Origin of the sequence: Bradyrhizobium sp. 149, assembly GCF_023073915.1 — a bacterium.
Taxonomy (GTDB): Bacteria; Pseudomonadota; Alphaproteobacteria; order Rhizobiales; family Xanthobacteraceae; genus Bradyrhizobium.
Map to the genome: position 1 here is coordinate 662,738 of NZ_JADPKK010000022.1, position 14,911 is coordinate 677,648.

The 14,911-nt window shown below is 64.8% G+C and carries 15 protein-coding genes; 9 read left to right on the top strand and 6 right to left on the bottom strand.

Annotated elements, in window-relative coordinates:
* Positions 1-117 precede the first annotated feature (117 nt).
* From IVA88_RS20835 to IVA88_RS20840, 3 genes are all read left to right on the top strand, one after another.
* A complete protein-coding gene (locus IVA88_RS20835; RefSeq protein ID WP_247499061.1) occupies positions 118-327 on the top strand; it encodes a cold-shock protein in 210 nt (69 codons plus the stop codon).
* Between the two features lie 213 nt (positions 328-540).
* Positions 541-669: a hypothetical protein gene (locus IVA88_RS32465; RefSeq protein ID WP_256466815.1), complete on the top strand. Its 129-nt coding sequence runs from the start codon at positions 541-543 to the stop codon at positions 667-669.
* A 76-nt stretch (positions 670-745) separates the two neighbouring features.
* Complete coding sequence (locus IVA88_RS20840) at positions 746-982, top strand: hypothetical protein (RefSeq protein WP_247499062.1); 237 nt, start codon at positions 746-748, stop codon at positions 980-982.
* Between the two features lie 67 nt (positions 983-1,049).
* Here the strand turns inward: IVA88_RS20840 and IVA88_RS20845 are convergent, their stop codons facing one another.
* From IVA88_RS20845 to IVA88_RS20855, 3 genes are all read right to left on the bottom strand, one after another.
* Entirely contained in the window at positions 1,050-2,276 is a 1,227-nt protein-coding gene (locus IVA88_RS20845; RefSeq protein ID WP_247499063.1) for a GGDEF domain-containing protein, read from the bottom strand.
* An 85-nt stretch (positions 2,277-2,361) separates the two neighbouring features.
* Entirely contained in the window at positions 2,362-3,864 is a 1,503-nt protein-coding gene (locus tag IVA88_RS20850; RefSeq protein ID WP_247499064.1) for a class I adenylate-forming enzyme family protein, read from the bottom strand.
* A gap of 4 nt (positions 3,865-3,868) precedes the next feature.
* A complete protein-coding gene (locus IVA88_RS20855; RefSeq protein WP_247499065.1) occupies positions 3,869-5,737 on the bottom strand; it encodes an extracellular solute-binding protein in 1,869 nt (622 codons plus the stop codon).
* A gap of 261 nt (positions 5,738-5,998) precedes the next feature.
* Between IVA88_RS20855 and IVA88_RS20860 the strand changes: the two genes are divergently transcribed.
* A complete protein-coding gene (locus tag IVA88_RS20860) occupies positions 5,999-6,820 on the top strand; it encodes an invasion associated locus B family protein (RefSeq protein ID WP_247499066.1) in 822 nt (273 codons plus the stop codon).
* A gap of 91 nt (positions 6,821-6,911) precedes the next feature.
* Here IVA88_RS20860 and hspQ read toward each other — a convergent pair whose 3' ends face one another.
* Entirely contained in the window at positions 6,912-7,244 is a 333-nt protein-coding gene (gene hspQ, locus IVA88_RS20865; RefSeq protein ID WP_247499067.1) for a heat shock protein HspQ, read from the bottom strand.
* Between the two features lie 106 nt (positions 7,245-7,350).
* Here hspQ and IVA88_RS20870 point away from each other — a divergent pair, with 106 nt between their 5' ends.
* A complete protein-coding gene (locus IVA88_RS20870) occupies positions 7,351-8,304 on the top strand; it encodes an AEC family transporter (RefSeq protein WP_247499068.1) in 954 nt (317 codons plus the stop codon).
* A 34-nt stretch (positions 8,305-8,338) separates the two neighbouring features.
* Here IVA88_RS20870 and IVA88_RS20875 read toward each other — a convergent pair whose 3' ends face one another.
* Complete coding sequence (locus IVA88_RS20875; RefSeq protein WP_247499069.1) at positions 8,339-9,523, bottom strand: UbiH/UbiF family hydroxylase; 1,185 nt, start codon at positions 9,521-9,523, stop codon at positions 8,339-8,341.
* 87 nt (positions 9,524-9,610) lie between these two features.
* On the opposite strand from IVA88_RS20875, the gene pcsA reads away from it, so the two are divergent.
* The 3 genes from pcsA to IVA88_RS20890 all read left to right on the top strand — a co-directional run bounded on the left by pcsA (position 9,611) and on the right by IVA88_RS20890 (position 12,159).
* On the top strand, positions 9,611-10,378 hold the full coding sequence (gene pcsA / locus IVA88_RS20880) for a phosphatidylcholine synthase (protein WP_247499070.1): 768 nt from the start codon (positions 9,611-9,613) through the stop codon (positions 10,376-10,378).
* Positions 10,375-11,097 carry a TerC family protein gene (locus IVA88_RS20885; RefSeq protein WP_247499071.1) on the top strand — a complete coding sequence of 241 codons (723 nt, stop codon included), beginning with the start codon at positions 10,375-10,377 and terminating at the stop codon, positions 11,095-11,097. The genes pcsA and IVA88_RS20885 overlap by 4 nt, the downstream gene beginning before the upstream one ends.
* 87 nt (positions 11,098-11,184) lie before the next feature.
* On the top strand, positions 11,185-12,159 hold the full coding sequence (locus IVA88_RS20890; protein ID WP_247499072.1) for a quinone oxidoreductase: 975 nt from the start codon (positions 11,185-11,187) through the stop codon (positions 12,157-12,159).
* A gap of 120 nt (positions 12,160-12,279) precedes the next feature.
* Here the strand turns inward: IVA88_RS20890 and IVA88_RS20895 are convergent, their stop codons facing one another.
* The gene (locus IVA88_RS20895) at positions 12,280-13,476 is read right to left on the bottom strand and encodes an acetylornithine transaminase (RefSeq protein WP_247499073.1); all 1,197 of its coding nucleotides are present in this window, start codon (positions 13,474-13,476) and stop codon (positions 12,280-12,282) included.
* 458 nt (positions 13,477-13,934) lie between these two features.
* On the opposite strand from IVA88_RS20895, the gene IVA88_RS20900 reads away from it, so the two are divergent.
* A complete protein-coding gene (locus IVA88_RS20900; RefSeq protein WP_247499074.1) occupies positions 13,935-14,882 on the top strand; it encodes a hypothetical protein in 948 nt (315 codons plus the stop codon).
* Positions 14,883-14,911 lie beyond the last annotated feature (29 nt).

The following is a 14,911-nucleotide window of genomic DNA, read 5'->3' on the forward strand; positions in this document are numbered from 1 at the left end:
CTTGGCCTCGCCGCTGAAAAGCGCGCCTGACTGACGACCCTCCCTCCAGATCTCGACGACACAGACCGCGCTTTCCGAGCGCGGCCAAACGCTTATCTATCTTAAAGGACGACCCCCATGACGACGGGAACTGTGAAGTGGTTTAACAGCCAAAAGGGCTTCGGATTCATTCAGCCGGACGAAGGCAGCCAGGATGTCTTCGTTCATATCAGCGCCGTTGAACGCGCCGGCATGAACACCCTCAACGAGGGGCAGAAGGTTTCTTTTGAAGTTGTTGCAGACCGCCGCACCGGCAAGTCTGCTGCTGAGGATCTGCGCGCTGCATAAGCTGCGCGATTAGTGCTATGTCGCTTTGACCACGGATGTACTGGCAGAGCCTCTGGTTCTACGACCCGCGACCGGTTCACCGGCCGCGGGTTTTTTGTCACCCGCATGCCGAGGGCCAGATCATACTCCCCGGCGAATAGTGGCGTTTCGCGCGAGCATCCCCATATAACGGGTATGGCAAACTGGCAGAAGACGACCCCGCGGCAAGCTCCCATGACGAAGGCTGAGCTCCGCCAGATGCTGACCGAGGCCGTCCGCAACACGCAGCCCAGGCTCGAGCATAGGCCGAAGCGCCTGGCGAAGACCAAGACGATCGCCATTGGGACCGCCTGCGCCGACTAGATGTGGTCATTCCGCCGGTCCGCTGAACCCGGAGATACCACGCGAATTCATTCGACAAATTCTATGCAGGAGCAGTATGCGCAAGCTTCCCGTACCCACCGAACAAGAGATCATTGAAGGCCCCCAAGCCGTATGCTTTCAGATCGCGAATGGGAACGCTCGACAGAGCTGCATTTTGCAAACCACCTTCCCGACGAAATTGCAGGCACAAAGGTATCTTCTCACGAATTGGCCGGCCATCGACAAGATGGCTCGCGACGCTCTCGCGATGGGAAGCTTTGAAGACGGTCAGATCAAACTCGTGATGGCCTGAACAGCCCGAGCCCTACGGCGGACGTTCAAGAAGGGCATGAGATCAGCGAACCGAGGCTGCTCTTGTTCTACGACGCCGCGCGCGACGCGTCGGCGGACAGCCGTCCAAGCAGCGATCTTGCCGTATCCGACGGCGACAAGGAATCCACGCTGACCACGGGATCGCTGCGCATCTCGTGCTTGCCGTTCGACGTGTGCCGCATCACCGCGGAGAGGCGGCGGGCGATCATGTGGGCGGTGCGGAAGTCGGTCTCGGCGAACACGACGATGACCGAACCGTCCTTCTGCACTGCTCCAAAATCCATCTGCCGCATCAGGCGGCTGAGAATGCGCGCGGCATCGAGTTGGGCGCGGGAATTGCCGGGGTCGAAGGCGAAGCGCGCGACCGAGAGGCCGCCGCCGCGGGCCAGCGTCTGCTCGACCGCTTTGGTAAAATCGCGCGCAAAAGCTTCCACCGTGAGCAGGCCAGTGCGCGGGTCGAGCCAGCCACCGGCATCGATCGAGCGCAGCGTGCGGCTCAGCTGCGCTTCCATCGCGTGCTGGCGGATCAGGGGCAGCGCGTTGGCGGCGACCTTGGCCGGCTCGCCCGGGATCAATTCGAGATTGGGCAGATCGTAACCCTGCGTGAGCTGGTGCGCGGTCAGGATCACCGGCAGGCTGCGGAAGCGGGTGTCCTCGGCGAGCACCGTGAGGAAGGCATCGGTCACGCGGGCCGTAAAGCCCTCGGCCAGCACGACGCCGTCGAGGTCACGGGTGTTGAGATGTTTGGCCGCGGCCTCGATCGAGAGCGCGCCGACGACGCCGACGCGCTCGCCGAGCGCAACGGAAAGCGCAGGGTAAGCCGCGCCGCGGCCGATCAGGAGCACTGTGGCATCGCGAACGGGATCGGCCTCCGGCAGCGCGACTTTCACTTCCGGAAGCCGGCGCAGGACCGTGGCATGAAGCGTGCGGATGCGCAGCGCGGCGCGAAGCCGCGCGATCAGGCGGTCGGAATGGCCGCCGCGCGAGGAGGAGAAAGGCAGGGCGTTGTGCGGGAGCGCGCCCGCTGCGTCCAGCGCCACGAAGGGTAGGTAAGGCGATTGCTCCGCGATCTTCCTGGCGAGCGGCGCCAGATGCGGCTCGTGCCCGGCATGCAGCGCGGCGAGAACTGCGGCCGGCTGTACCTCTTCGACCGCGCGCGCCGCGCCCGCCCAGCCCGTGTCGATCACGGGGAAGAATCGCGCCTCGTCCAGCGCCGCAATGAAGGCCGGCCGCTCGGCATCGGACACAAACAGGATCGGGCCGGCCTGGGACATCGAGAAACTCTGATCACGCAACAGGTGCTGCGCAATCTAGTCCGGCCGCCTTAATGCAGCGTCAATGGATCAGTCGAAACCACCCTCAAACCGGTCCGGAACGGTCGCGAAAAGCTTCGACCATCAGAGGGTTAAGCCCGAGTTCGCTGAGCGCCTCGCGGGCGCGGGCATTGTCCTGGGCCCGGCCCGCCAGCCGGTGCCCGGAGAGCCGGTCGGGCAGGGCCGTCAGGAGGGCGCCCTGGCCGAGCCGGCGCGCCCATTCCTGGAGGTCGTTGGACAAGAAGCGGTAGCCGCCGACGGCCATGATCCCGGAGGGCGGCGCGGTGATGCAGATCGCGCCGCTGGGACGGTCCAGCCGCGCGGCATAGCCGGTGTCGACATAGTCGCGTGGCGGCTGCGTGATCAGGGTGTCGCCGACCGGCTGCGGCGGGGCGTAGGCCGCGATCGGCACCATCGGGCCGCGCAGGCCGAGCGTGCCTTTGGGCGTCAGCAAAATCTCGCCTGCGATCGACGAACCCGACTGCTCGCGCGGTGCACCGTGCGGTCCCGGCATCACCGGCACAGGCATGCCGTTCTCGCCACGCCGGGCGCCGAACAATCCGGCCTCGCCGAACAGATAGACGTCCGTGAACGGCGCATGCGGCGCGATCCAGGCCTCGCTTGCCGCCACCTGCTCGGGGGCACGCCACAGGCCGATGACGTTGCGCAAGGTCGGCATCCGCGCCGACAGATCGGAAGCGCCGAGCCGCTGGGCAAACTGCGCCGGCGCGATCAGCACGTCGCATTCGTGCTCGTTGATCTGCTGCTCCAGCACGTCGTTCTCGAACGGATGATGCAGCGCGAGCGTGCCGCCGCACAGCAGCCACACCGCCAGCGAGGAGGCGAGCCCTGCGAACGACATCGGCGTGAACGCTGCCATGACGGTCGCGCCCTGCCTGATGTCGGCCTCCAGCGACATCGCGAGCCCAGCGGCGATCAGGCTGAAATGCGGCCGCGGCACCGGACGAAAGCCTTCCGCGGTGACGTCGAAGGAGATCATCGCTGCTTTGCGGCCATCCTGGATCACGGCGCGCGCGGTGCCGGGCGGTCGGGCCAGCACGTCGTCAAGCGAGGCCATGCCTTCGGGCAGGTCGGTGCCGAAGCCGCAGACATGGCGGATCGAGAAGGCTTCCGCGGCCGCATGCATTGCGAGATCGGCATAGCTGACGCCGTCGACCGTCCTCATGGTGACGATGGCGCGCGCCGCGGTGCGGTTCAGAGCGGCGGTCAGTTCGGCATGGCGCCAGAGCAGCGGCAGCACGGCGACGACGAGGCCGGCGCGATGAGCGGCGAGCACGGTGAGCACGAACTCGACCGTATTCGGCAGCTGGATCGCGATGACGGAATTGGCCGGCAGGCCCGATTCGACGAAATAGGCCGACAGCGCCTCGATGGCCGTGTCAGCCTCGGCATAGCTCATCCGCCGCGGCTGGTGCCCGGTCACGCGGAACTTGTTCAGGGGGTCGAGCAGAGCGGGCGCGTGCGGCTGCCGCATCAGCGTGCGCTGAAACAGCGTGTCGAGCGTCGGCGATACGGCTGGCTGGTTCACGGCGTCACTTTGCTTGATCAGCTTGCGGCTGCCCCTTCGACCACCAGGTCTCCGGCAGATAGCCGGACAGCGAGGTGGCCTTTGGCCGTTCTATCCGATTCCAGCGCGCGATCCATTGCTCGGAGACGTTAAACAGGGGGATTGTATAGAAACCGGCGATCAAGGCGCGATCGAGCGCCCGCACCGCGGACACGAAATCCGTATGTGCACGGGCTTCCAGCAGTGCGGCGATCATGGCATCGACCGCGGGATCCCTGGCACCCATGTAGTTTCGGGTGCCCGGATTGTCGGCGGCAGCGCTGCCCCAGTAGAAATATTGCTCGTTGCCGGGCGACAGCGACTGGTCCCAGCGATTCTGGATCATGTCGAACTCGTAGCCGAGCCGGCGCTGGTCGAACTGCACGGGATCGACCGTTCGCACGCTCGGCTCGATTCCCGCGCGCTTGAGGTCGCGCTGGAAGGCAAGCGCGACGCGCTCCTGGTCGCGGGTCGTGACCAAGATCTCGAAGGTGAAGGGCGCCTTGGTCGTGCGGTTGCGCAGCACGGTGCCGTCGAGATCGTAGCCGGCCTCCGACAACAGCTTCAGGGCCGCGCGCAGCGTGGTCCGGTCGCGCCCCGAACCGTCGGTCACCGGCAGGCGGTAGCTGCCGTCCAGGATGTCAGGCGGGATCTGCGCGGCGAACGGCTTGAGCAGCTCGCGCTCGCGCGCATCCGCGGGGTGGCCATACGCTGACAGATCCGAGCCGGCAAAATAGCCGGCGACGCGCGAGTAGAGGCTGAAGAAGTAGTTGCGGTTGACCAGCTCGAAATCGAACAGCAGCGTCAAGGCCTGACGCACGCGGATGTCGGCGAAGATGGCACGTCTGGTGTTGAACACCAGAAATTCGGACGGTTGCGGCACGCCCGGCTTGAAGGTGTCGCGGATCACATCGCCATTCTTTGCCGCGGGAAAGTCGTAGCCGTCGTGCCAGCGCAGCGGCTCGTGCTCGATGCGGAAATCATAGAGGCCGCGCTTGAAGGCTTCGAACTGGCCGTTGGCCTCGCGAAAATAGTCGAGCCTGATCTCGTCGAAATTGTACAGCCCGCGATTGATGGGGAGGTCGCGGCCCCAATAGTCGGGATTGCGGGCGAGCGTCACGCTGGCGCCGGGCCTTACTGCGGTGACGCGGTAGGGGCCGGAGCCGACCGGGCCCGTCAGCGTCGTCTCCTCGAAAGCCGCGACGTCGACCGCATGTTTCGGCAGGATCGGCATCAGGCCCAGGATCAGCGGCAGTTCGCGGTCATTGGCCCCGACCAGATCGAAGCGGACGGTGAGGGGATCTGCCGCCTCGGCGCTTGCGACCTTGGCGTAAAATTGCCGGTGGTTGGGGCGGCCGTGGTCGCGCAACAGTTGCCAGGAGAACAGCACGTCCTCGGCGCGGAGCGGCTTGCCGTCGGAGAAGCGGGCGCGGGGATCGATGCGGAACGTGACAAAGCTCCGCTCGTCATCGGTCTCTACTGATCTGGCGAGCAGGCCGTAGAGCGTGAACGGCTCGTCATTGCCGCGCGCGAGCAGGCTCTCGACCACGTAGTTCCGCATCTGCTGCACGGCCAGCCCTTTGACGATGAAGGGATTGAGGCTGTCGAAGGTGCCGAGAACCCCCCAGGTCAGCCGGCCGCCCTTGGGGGCGTCAGGATTGACGTAAGGCATGTGGGTGAAATCGGCAGCCATCGCCGGCTTGCCGTGCATGGCGATGGCGTGGGCTTCCTCGGCCCCTGCGCCGCTTGCCGGAAGCCCCAGGGCGAACGGGAGCCCCAAAGCTGAAGCAAGGAGGCAGAGGCGGACGCAAAGGACTTCACGACGGCCCTCGAGAAGGCGCTGGAACATGAACATCGGGACACGTTGATTCGAGGACCGGCGAGCCTGAATCCTATCACAGGGATTTTCCCCGGGACGCACGCCGGCGCGCCGTCAAAGACGCTTGTCGGCATTGATCTTTTCGGCGGCCACGTTAAGAAGGCGGGCAATCGCGCAAGAGCGCCGAGCCCGTCACTTATCCGCCTCATTTGACGGGGAGAGAGCCGCGCCCAAGGCGGCCAGGTTCGGCGCGTCGAGGCGGTTCGGGCACTTCCCGTTCAGAAAGGGTTTTCCGCAATGAATTTTCGTTACTTGGCCGCGCCCGTCCGGCCGCGCGGGCGACTTCTCGCCTTGTTGACGGCGACGGCGTTGGCCGTCCCGTTTGCCGCCCAAGCCCAGGCTCCCGCGCCAGCTCCGGGCGCGCCCGCGCCCAAGGTGGCCCCGAAGGCCGCTCCGAAGGCTGCTGCCCCCAAGGCCCCGGCGCCAGCCGCTCAGGCACCCGCTCAGCAGACTCCCGCTCAGGGCGCTCCGGCGCAGCAGGGTGCGGCCCAGCCTGCGGATCAGCAGATTCAGCTGATCTATGCCCCCTGGACCAAGTTCTGCCTCAAGGGCCAGGACGCCAATGCCAAGCAAGTCTGCTTCACCGGCAAGGACGGTCGTATCGAGTCGGGCCAGCCGGTCATCGCGGCCGTCATCATCGAGCCGGAAGGCGAGCCGAAGAAGATCCTGCGCGTGACGCTGCCGCTCGGCATGCAGCTGGTGCACGGGACCCGTATCATCGTGGACAACAATGCGCCGTTGCAGAGCCCGTATGTGATCTGCTTCCAGAACGGCTGCATGTCCGACTACGAGGCCACGCCCGAGTTCATCAGCAACATGAAGAAGGGCCAGAACCTCGTTGTTCAGGCGATCAATGCCAACGGCGCACCGCTGACCCTGCCGCTGCCGCTCGCCGGCGAATTCCAGAAGGCCTATGACGGTCCGCCGACCGATCCGAAGGTGTTCGAAGAAACCCAGAAGAAGCTTCAGGAAGAGCTTCAGAAGAAGGCCGACGAGCAGCGCAAGAAGCTCGAGCAGCAGGGTGGCGCGCCCGGTGCGCCTCCGACCGCTCAGAAGTAATCGGGACCCGATTCCCGGACATGAAAAGGCGCTCGGTTCGAGCGCCTTTTTTCGTGCTTTATATCCGAGTGAAGATGTGTCCGAGCGGAGCTCAGTTCAACGACGGGTTCCGCGGGCGGTAACCGCCGGTCTTGTCCTTGATGAAGATCTCGGCGACCTGGGAATGGCGGACCGGCTCGCCGGAATCGTCCGGCACCAGGTTCTGCTCGGAGACATAGGCGACGTATTCCGAGTCCGCGTTTTCGGCGAGCAGGTGATAGAACGGCTGGTCCTTGTGGGGACGCACCTCCTCGGGGATCGACAGCCACCACTCCTCGGTGTTGTTGAATTCCGGATCGATGTCGAAGACCACGCCCCGGAACGAGAAGATCCGGTGGCGCACGACCTGTCCGATCTGGAATTTGGCGGTCCGCGCTTTAATCATTTCCCGTCGATAGACCAGGATTGTGGCCGATGCTAGTGCCCTGTTTTGGAATTACCCCTCGCTTAAGGGGTAGATAGCTCCAGGATCTTCAGAAAACACTTCATCAATGGTCGATATCCTCAATCTTGCCCTACCTTATTTCGGTCTGATCTTCGTCGGTTTCGCCTGCGGCAAGGTCAAAGCCCTGCCGGAATCAGGCCTCGCCTGGATGAACTTCTTCCTGCTCTACGTGTCGCTGCCGGCACTGCTGTTTGCGATCATGTCCAAGACGCCGTTCTCGGAATTGAACAACCCGCCGTTCCTCGTTGCGACCACGCTATCGACGGTCGCCGCGTTCACCCTGGCGCTGGTCCTCGGCAAGGTTTTCGGCCGGCTGACACTGCGCGAGGCGACGCTCGCGGGACTCTCCGGCGGCTATGGCAATATCGGCTATATGGGGCCGGGGCTGGCGCTCGCCGTGCTCGGAACCAAGGCGTCGGCGCCGACCGCGTTGATCTTCTGCTGCGACAGCATCTTCCTGTTCACGATCGTGCCACTGCTGATCGAGCTCTCCGACCGGGACCATCCCTCGATGGTGCATGCCTTCGGCGTCGTGCTGAAGCAGATTGTGCTCAACCCGTTGATCATGTCGGCCTGTTTTGGCGCGGCCTTCGCATCGCTGCATATCGAGATGCCCGTCGCACTCGATCGCACCATCACGTTTCTTCAGAACGCGGCGGCTCCGACCGCGCTGTTCGTGCTCGGCGTGACCGTGGCGCTGCGTCCGTTCGACCGGGTCCCGTGGGAAGTGCCGGGCGTGATCGCCGTCAAGCTGCTGTTCCATCCACTCGTAGCGTTCGGCCTGATGCTGGCGTTCGGCCCGTTCGCGCAGCCCTGGGCCGCGACCGCCGTGCTGATGGCCTCGCTGCCGCCGGCGTTGAACGTGTTCGTGATCGCCCGCCAGAACGAGGCCTGGATCGAATCCGCCTCCGTCGCGGTGCTGCTCGGGACGTTTGCGTCCGTGGTTACCCTAACCACCGTGATGTGGGCGATCCAGACCGGCCGGCTGGCGTTTCCTTGAGCGTCAGCCACATCGCTAAACTACCTGCGCCAAACTAGCTGCGCCAAGTCGGCGTCAGCCCCTCGCGCATTGCAAAACGCCGGAGCGGGCCAACGGCGCCGAGCAGGTGCATGCCGATGGCGCGAACCGGCTGGAGCGGCAGGAAATCGTTGAGCAGCGAGCGGTTGGCGATGTCGATCGCAAAGGTCCGGCTCAGAATGTCCGGGCGCCGGGACCGGTCGTAACGCTTGAGCACCTCTGCTGCGCCAGGATCCTGGCCGGCCGCGATGGCTTCGCCCGCAAGCCTCGCAATGTCGGCGGCATCGCGGAGGCCGAGATTGAGACCCTGGGCGCCGATCGGCGGAATCACATGGGCGGCTTCGCCGACCAGTGCGATGCGGTCCCGGCCAAAGGATTTTGGACGTTCGATCGCCAACGGGAACAGATGGCGGCCCGGCTCGACCGTCATACGTCCCAAAATGGAATGCGACTGCTTCTCGATCGCGGCGGACAATTCCTCGTCGCTGAAGCCTCGAAGCCGCTCGGCGTCCGCAGGCGCCGAGACCCAGACCACGCTGGAGCGGTTGCCGGGCAGGGGAACGAACACGCAAGGGCCATGCGGGGTGTGGAACTCGGTCGAGACGTTGCGATGTGGCCGCGTGTGGCCGACGTTGAAGGTCAGCGCCGTCTGGGTCAGCTCCCGCCGCGTCACCGCGATGCCGGAGGCTTCGCGACACAGCGAATGCCGGCCGTCGGCGCCGACCACGAGGCGGGCCGAGAGAAACTGAGTGGCGGCCGTGCGGATCGCGACGTCATCGGCTTCGATGACGACGCTTTCGGCCTCGTCGTCGAAACGAACGAGACCGGGCAGCTCGGCCGCGCGCGCTTCCAGCGCCAGCATCAGCGAGCGGTTGTCGATGTTGTACCCGAAGGCCTCGAGCCCGATTTCGTGACAGGAAAACCGGACCTCGGGGCTGCGGAACAGCCGGCCGGTATCGTCGACGAGCCGCATGATTTCGAGTGCGGCCGCCTTGTCCTTGCAGCGCGGCCAGACGTCGAGCGTTTCCAGGAGATCGACGGAAGCACCGAGCAGGGCGGTGGTGCGGTTGTCGGCATAGGGCACGCGCCGCGCCACCAGCGCAGTCCGTGCGCCCGCCTGCGCCAGCGCGATGGCGGCGCTAAGTCCGGCCGGTCCGCCGCCGATCACGGCCGCGTCATGGAGTCTCGATGCATCTGTCATGGAACGACATTTGACATGCTGCGCGGCAAATTCAAGCCCACCTATATTTCCCTGATTTTATGACGAATTGTGCGACCGGACGCCGCAATGGCTTATGTGCAAACCGGCCCCATTCTGATAGCAGAAGCCATGGACAGCCAAGAGGATTCCCTGAAGCCCAGGCCCGCGATCCGCGCCGCCGCCTTCTCGGTGCACATCTTCACCGCATTCGGTGCGGCGATCGCGCTGCTGGCGATGCTCGAGGCCGTGCGCGAGCACTGGGCGGCGATGTTTCAATGGCTGGGCGTTGCCCTCATCATCGACGCGATCGACGGGCCGATTGCGCGCCGGCTCAACGTCAAGGACGTGCAGCCGAACTGGTCGGGCGACGTGCTCGATCTCGTGGTCGATTTTGTCACCTACGTGTTCGTGCCGGCCTATGCGATCGTGGCCAGCGGCTTGCTGCTGCCGGTCGCGGCTCCCTTGCTCGGGGTCGCCATCATCGTCACCAGCGCATTGTATTTTGCCGATCTGCGCATGAAGGCGGACGACAATCATTTCCGCGGTTTTCCGGCGCTGTGGAATGCGGCGGCATTCTATCTGTTCCTGCTGCACTGGCCGCCGCTGCTGTCGACGCTGCTGGTGGCGGCCTTGGTGGTGCTGACCTTCGTCCCCTTCCACGTGCTGCATCCGGTGCGTGTCGTGCGGCTGCGCTGGCTGACGATGTCGCTGATCGCGATCTGGGCTCTGCTTTCCCTCTACACGCTGCAGATGGACTTTCGCGTCGGCGCCGGCGTGACTGTCGCGCTGTGCGCGATCGCGCTCTGGATCAGCTTCAGCGACGCATTGATACGGCTGACAAGATCCTTCGCATGATGCACCTGTTGACCAGCCCCGAAGCCTGGGCCGCGCTCCTCACCTTGACGTCGCTTGAGATCGTGCTCGGTATCGACAACGTCATCTTCCTGTCGGTGATCGTCTCCCGCATTCCCGAGAAGCAGGCGAACCGGGCCCGCCAGATCGGGCTCGCGCTGGCGCTGATCTTCCGCATCATCCTGCTCAGCCTCCTGGTCTGGCTGATCGGCCTGACGGCGCCGGTGTTTTCGTTTTCGGGTTACGGCTTCTCCTGGCGCGACCTCATCCTGATCGGTGGCGGCCTGTTCCTGATCGCGAAGGCGACGCACGAGATTCATGGCGAGGTCGAAGCCGATGACGGCGAGGGCGACGAGAACGCCCCTCGTAACGCTTTCTTCTGGGTGATCGTCCAGATCGTGATCATTGACATCGTGTTCTCACTGGACTCGATCATCACGGCGATCGGCATGGCACAGGACATCGAGATCATGATCGCGGCCGTCGTGATCGCCTGCCTGATCATGTACATTTCGTCCGGGCCGGTGTCGCGATTCGTCGCGGAGCATCCCACCACGAAAATGCTGGCGCTGGCCTTCCTGGTGCTGATCGGCGTCGCGCTGGTTGCGGACGGATTCCAATTCCACATCCCGCGCGGCTACATCTATTTCGCGATTGCGTTCTCGGCGGCGGTCGAATTCTTCAACGTGCTGGCGAAGCGCAACCGCCGGAAAACCGGCTAGCCGTCGCTCTAGGCGTTCCGGACAGCGTCGAGTTGACAAGGCGGGCGCGATGTCTTTCGCTGGCCCGCGAGAAGAGGAGGTCAGGCGATGACCAAAGCCGTCCGTGTGCACAAGGTCGGAGGCCCCGAAGCTCTGGTCTATGAGAGCGTCGATGTTCCGGCGCCTGGCCCCGGCGAGGTGCGCATCCGTCAGCATGCTGTCGGCCTGAACTTCATCGACGTCTATTACCGCACCGGCCTTTACAAGGCGCCGGGGCTTCCCTTTATCGCCGGCAACGAGGCCTCGGGCGAGGTCGTCGCGGTGGGGCCGGGCGTGACGAATTTTCACCCGGGCGACCGCGTCGCCTACTACCACAATCTCGGCGCCTACACCGGCGAGCGCAACATCCCCTGGGAGCGGCTGGTCAAGCTGCCCGACCACATCACCTACGAACAGGGCGCCGTGCTGATGCTGAAGGGGTTGACCGTCTGGTATCTCCTGCACAAGACCTTCAAGGTCGAGCCGCATCATCGCGTGCTGATCCACGCCGCGGCGGGCGGCATCGGCCTGCTCGCCTGCCAATGGGCGAGGGCGATGGGCGCCCACGTCATCGGCACCGTCGGCTCGCGCGAAAAGGCTGCGCTTGCCGAGGCCAATGGCTGCGACCACGTAATCCTCTACAACGAGGAAGACTTCGTTGCGCGCGTCAAACAGATCAGCCGCAACGAAGGCTGCGATGTCGTCTATGACGGCGTCGGCAAGGCGACGTTCCCGGGCTCGCTATCCTGCCTGAAGCCGCGCGGGATGTTCGTCTCCTTCGGCAATGCCTCAGGCCCTGTGCCGCCATTCTCGATCGCGGAGCTCAACACTCACGGCTCGCTATTTGCGACCCGGCCGAAGCTCAACGACTATATCGGCACGCGCAAGGAATTACTGGAAGGCGCCGACACGCTGTTCGCTGCCGTCATCAACGGCAAGCTGCATGTGCCGATCAACCACGCTTACGCGCTCAAGGACGCCGCCAAGGCGCATATCGATCTCGAAAGCCGCAAGACCACGGGCGCGTCGATCCTGAAGCCGTGAAGAATTGTCTCGCCGAAGTCGTCATGCCCGGGCTTGTCCCGGGCATCCACGTTCTTCGTGCCGCGCTTCAAGGCGTGGATGGCCGGAACAAGCCCGGCCATGACGGAGAGAGCGGGCCGCCTACGCCACCAATCGTGCCGCGCCGGTCTTGGTCAAAATCCCGTCGAGACAATCGATCATCTCGGCGATCTCGGCCCGCGTGACGTTCAGCGCCGGCATGAAGCGCAGCGTGTCGACCTGCGGCGCGTTGAGGAGGACGCCGGCCTCGAACGCCTGCGCGACGATGCCGGGTGCGATCGCCAGCTTGAGGTCGAGCGCGAGCAGGAGGCCACGGCCGCGGACGCCGCCGAGGCCGTGCCGAGCCGAGACCTTCTGCAATTCGCTTTCGAGCAGCAGGCCGGTCTCGGTGACCGCCTTGAGGAAGTCCGGCTTGCCGACTTCGTCAAGCACCGCAAGTCCCGCCGCGCACATGATCGGGTTGCCGTTGAACGTGCCGCCCTGGTCGCCGTGCTCGAAGCAAGCGGCCCGCTCGGTCGCGAGCAGCGCTGCCAGCGGCACGCCGCCGCCGATGCCCTTGCCGAGCGTCATGATATCGGGCGCGATGCCGGTGTGCTCGTAGTGGAAGAGCTTGCCGGTCCGGCCCATCCCGGTCTGGATCTCGTCGAAGATCAGCAATAGACCGTGCGCATCGGTGAGGGCGCGCAACTCCTGCAAGAACTGATCGGTCGCCGGCCACACGCCAGACTCGCCCTGGATCGGCTCGAGCATCACGGCGACGGTGTTGTCGTTGATCAGCTTTTCGACCGAAGCGATGTCGTTGAGCTTCGCCTTCTTGAAGCCGGCGACCTTCGGCTCGAACAGCGGTTCAAAGGCCTTCTTGCCCGAGGCCGACATCGTCGCCAGCGTGCGGCCGTGAAAGCCGCCTTCGAAGCTGATGATCTCGAACGCCCCGCCTTTGTGCAGGCTGCCGTATTTGCGCGCGAGCTTGATCGCGCCCTCGTTGGCTTCCGCGCCGGAATTGGCGAAGAACACCTGGTCGAACGCGCTGTTTGCGACCAGCGCCTGCGCGAGCTTCAGGCTGGGCTCGTTGTAAAAGGCCGGGCTCGGCGTCAGCAGCCGCTTGGCTTGCGCGGCAAGCGCGTCGGCGATCGCGGGCGGGGAGTGCCCGAGGCAGTTGACGGCCCAGCCCTGCACGAAATCGAGATAGCGCTTGCGGCTGTCGTCCCAGAGGTAGGAGCCGGCGCCGCGGACGAACACGGCCTTGGGCCGAGCCGTGATGTCCATCAGCGCATCATACGGATGGGTGGCGGTGGTCATGTCGAACTCCTCTGGAGGCGGGTGGAAAAGGCGCGCGAAATGCAAAAAGGCCGCACCTTGCGGGTGCGGCCTTCTCGAAAACTGGGCTGAATTCAGTGCTTCAGCGGCGTCGTCGGACATGGCGCAACCCATCATCGTCGCGGGAGCGACGACGCATGACTTGGCGCAGATGGGTCCGGGAGCTGATCATGGCCGCGTCCGTACAGCCGAACGCCCGCGCTTGTCAAGCGGGTGCTTTGCAAGTCACCCGCTGAGCGTGCATCGGTCAGCTCGGATACGCGGCGTCTTCTCTTCGCGTTCCGCCAATCCGCATCCGCCATCGTGGCAATGCGCGAGCATCTCCGTGGCAACCATCACGTCTCTGGCGCGTTTGTGATCGGCGAACGCGAATTGGTTCGAACCGGACACATGACGGTTCAGACCAAGAGGGGCGGGACCAACCAGATAGTTTTAAAGCCTTGTCCGAAAAGCCTTATCCGATCGACCTCGACAGCATTCGCGGCGCGTTTCCGCCGGGTATCGAAGCGCCATCCCTGTTGATCGATTTCGCCGGCTGGCTGAAGGGACGCCCTTGGGGCAGCGTCGGCTGCTTCTCGCTGCAGGGTCAGTTTTCCGATCAGGCGCCGATCTTCGACGGCAGTCCTTTACGCGACAGGTTTTCGCTGTTCATGCGGCTGCCGGATGGCTCGGCCGTCGGCGGCTGGTACGGCGCGGGTCTTGATCGCGACAATCCGCCGATCGTGGGGCTTGGCTCCGAGGGCGATCACGAGCTGTTGGCGCCGAGCCTCGATGGGCTGCTCGCAAAACTGACATGGCAGCAATTCGACAAGGCGTGGCACGATCTGCTGCCGTATGACGAAGTCGAATGCCAGACGGTCGAACTCGCGCAATGGCTCGCCGGACGGCCGGCCGGGGAGGCGGCGGCGCCCGATGACAACTTGTCGGAGCTTCCCGACTTTCGCGGCTTCGTGGAAAAATGGAGCCGGGATCGCGAAGACTATTGGGCCAATCATCGCTTGATGGCCGAGCTCGGCTGGCGCCTCGCCGCGCATCTGCCGAAGGGCAAGAAGCCCTGGGACAAGACGGACTTCGAGATCGCGATCGTCGGCAAGCAATACGAGGCGCGCGTCCTGACGCGCGGGCCGCAGCCGTTCGAGGAAGCCGGCTCGATCGAATCCCTGCTGCGCGATCTGCGCGAGGAGATGCGCCGCGCACAGCCGGACCTCGGGCTGTGGCACGCCATGAAGTTCGGACTCTATGCCGACGGCCGGGTCATGCCGAATTTCGAATACGATGTGCGGCCGAGCATCGATGGCGAGCCTGCGAAACTGTCCGAGGCGCAAGCCGATCTTGCCCGCGCACCGCGGCCGGAGCGCTGGGTGCCGAAATGGCTGGCAGCGTCCTGAAGTTCGGAATCGCGCGATGGTGCCATGCA

What these genes read in the sequence shown, in the direction of transcription:
- IVA88_RS20895 (WP_247499073.1), bottom strand. Translation starts at nt 13,476, where the DNA reads ATGACCACCGCCACCCATCCGTATGATGCGCTGATGGACATCACGGCT.
- IVA88_RS32465 (WP_256466815.1), top strand. Translation starts at nt 541, where the DNA reads ATGACGAAGGCTGAGCTCCGCCAGATGCTGACCGAGGCCGTCCGCAAC.
- IVA88_RS20890 (WP_247499072.1), top strand. Translation starts at nt 11,185, where the DNA reads ATGACCAAAGCCGTCCGTGTGCACAAGGTCGGAGGCCCCGAAGCTCTG.
- IVA88_RS20835 (WP_247499061.1), top strand. Translation starts at nt 118, where the DNA reads ATGACGACGGGAACTGTGAAGTGGTTTAACAGCCAAAAGGGCTTCGGA.
- IVA88_RS20885 (WP_247499071.1), top strand. Translation starts at nt 10,375, where the DNA reads ATGATGCACCTGTTGACCAGCCCCGAAGCCTGGGCCGCGCTCCTCACC.
- pcsA (WP_247499070.1), top strand. Translation starts at nt 9,611, where the DNA reads ATGGCTTATGTGCAAACCGGCCCCATTCTGATAGCAGAAGCCATGGAC.
- IVA88_RS20840 (WP_247499062.1), top strand. Translation starts at nt 746, where the DNA reads ATGCGCAAGCTTCCCGTACCCACCGAACAAGAGATCATTGAAGGCCCC.
- IVA88_RS20855 (WP_247499065.1), bottom strand. Translation starts at nt 5,737, where the DNA reads ATGTTCATGTTCCAGCGCCTTCTCGAGGGCCGTCGTGAAGTCCTTTGC.
- IVA88_RS20875 (WP_247499069.1), bottom strand. Translation starts at nt 9,523, where the DNA reads ATGACAGATGCATCGAGACTCCATGACGCGGCCGTGATCGGCGGCGGA.
- IVA88_RS20870 (WP_247499068.1), top strand. Translation starts at nt 7,351, where the DNA reads ATGGTCGATATCCTCAATCTTGCCCTACCTTATTTCGGTCTGATCTTC.
- IVA88_RS20860 (WP_247499066.1), top strand. Translation starts at nt 5,999, where the DNA reads ATGAATTTTCGTTACTTGGCCGCGCCCGTCCGGCCGCGCGGGCGACTT.
- hspQ (WP_247499067.1), bottom strand. Translation starts at nt 7,244, where the DNA reads ATGATTAAAGCGCGGACCGCCAAATTCCAGATCGGACAGGTCGTGCGC.
- IVA88_RS20845 (WP_247499063.1), bottom strand. Translation starts at nt 2,276, where the DNA reads ATGTCCCAGGCCGGCCCGATCCTGTTTGTGTCCGATGCCGAGCGGCCG.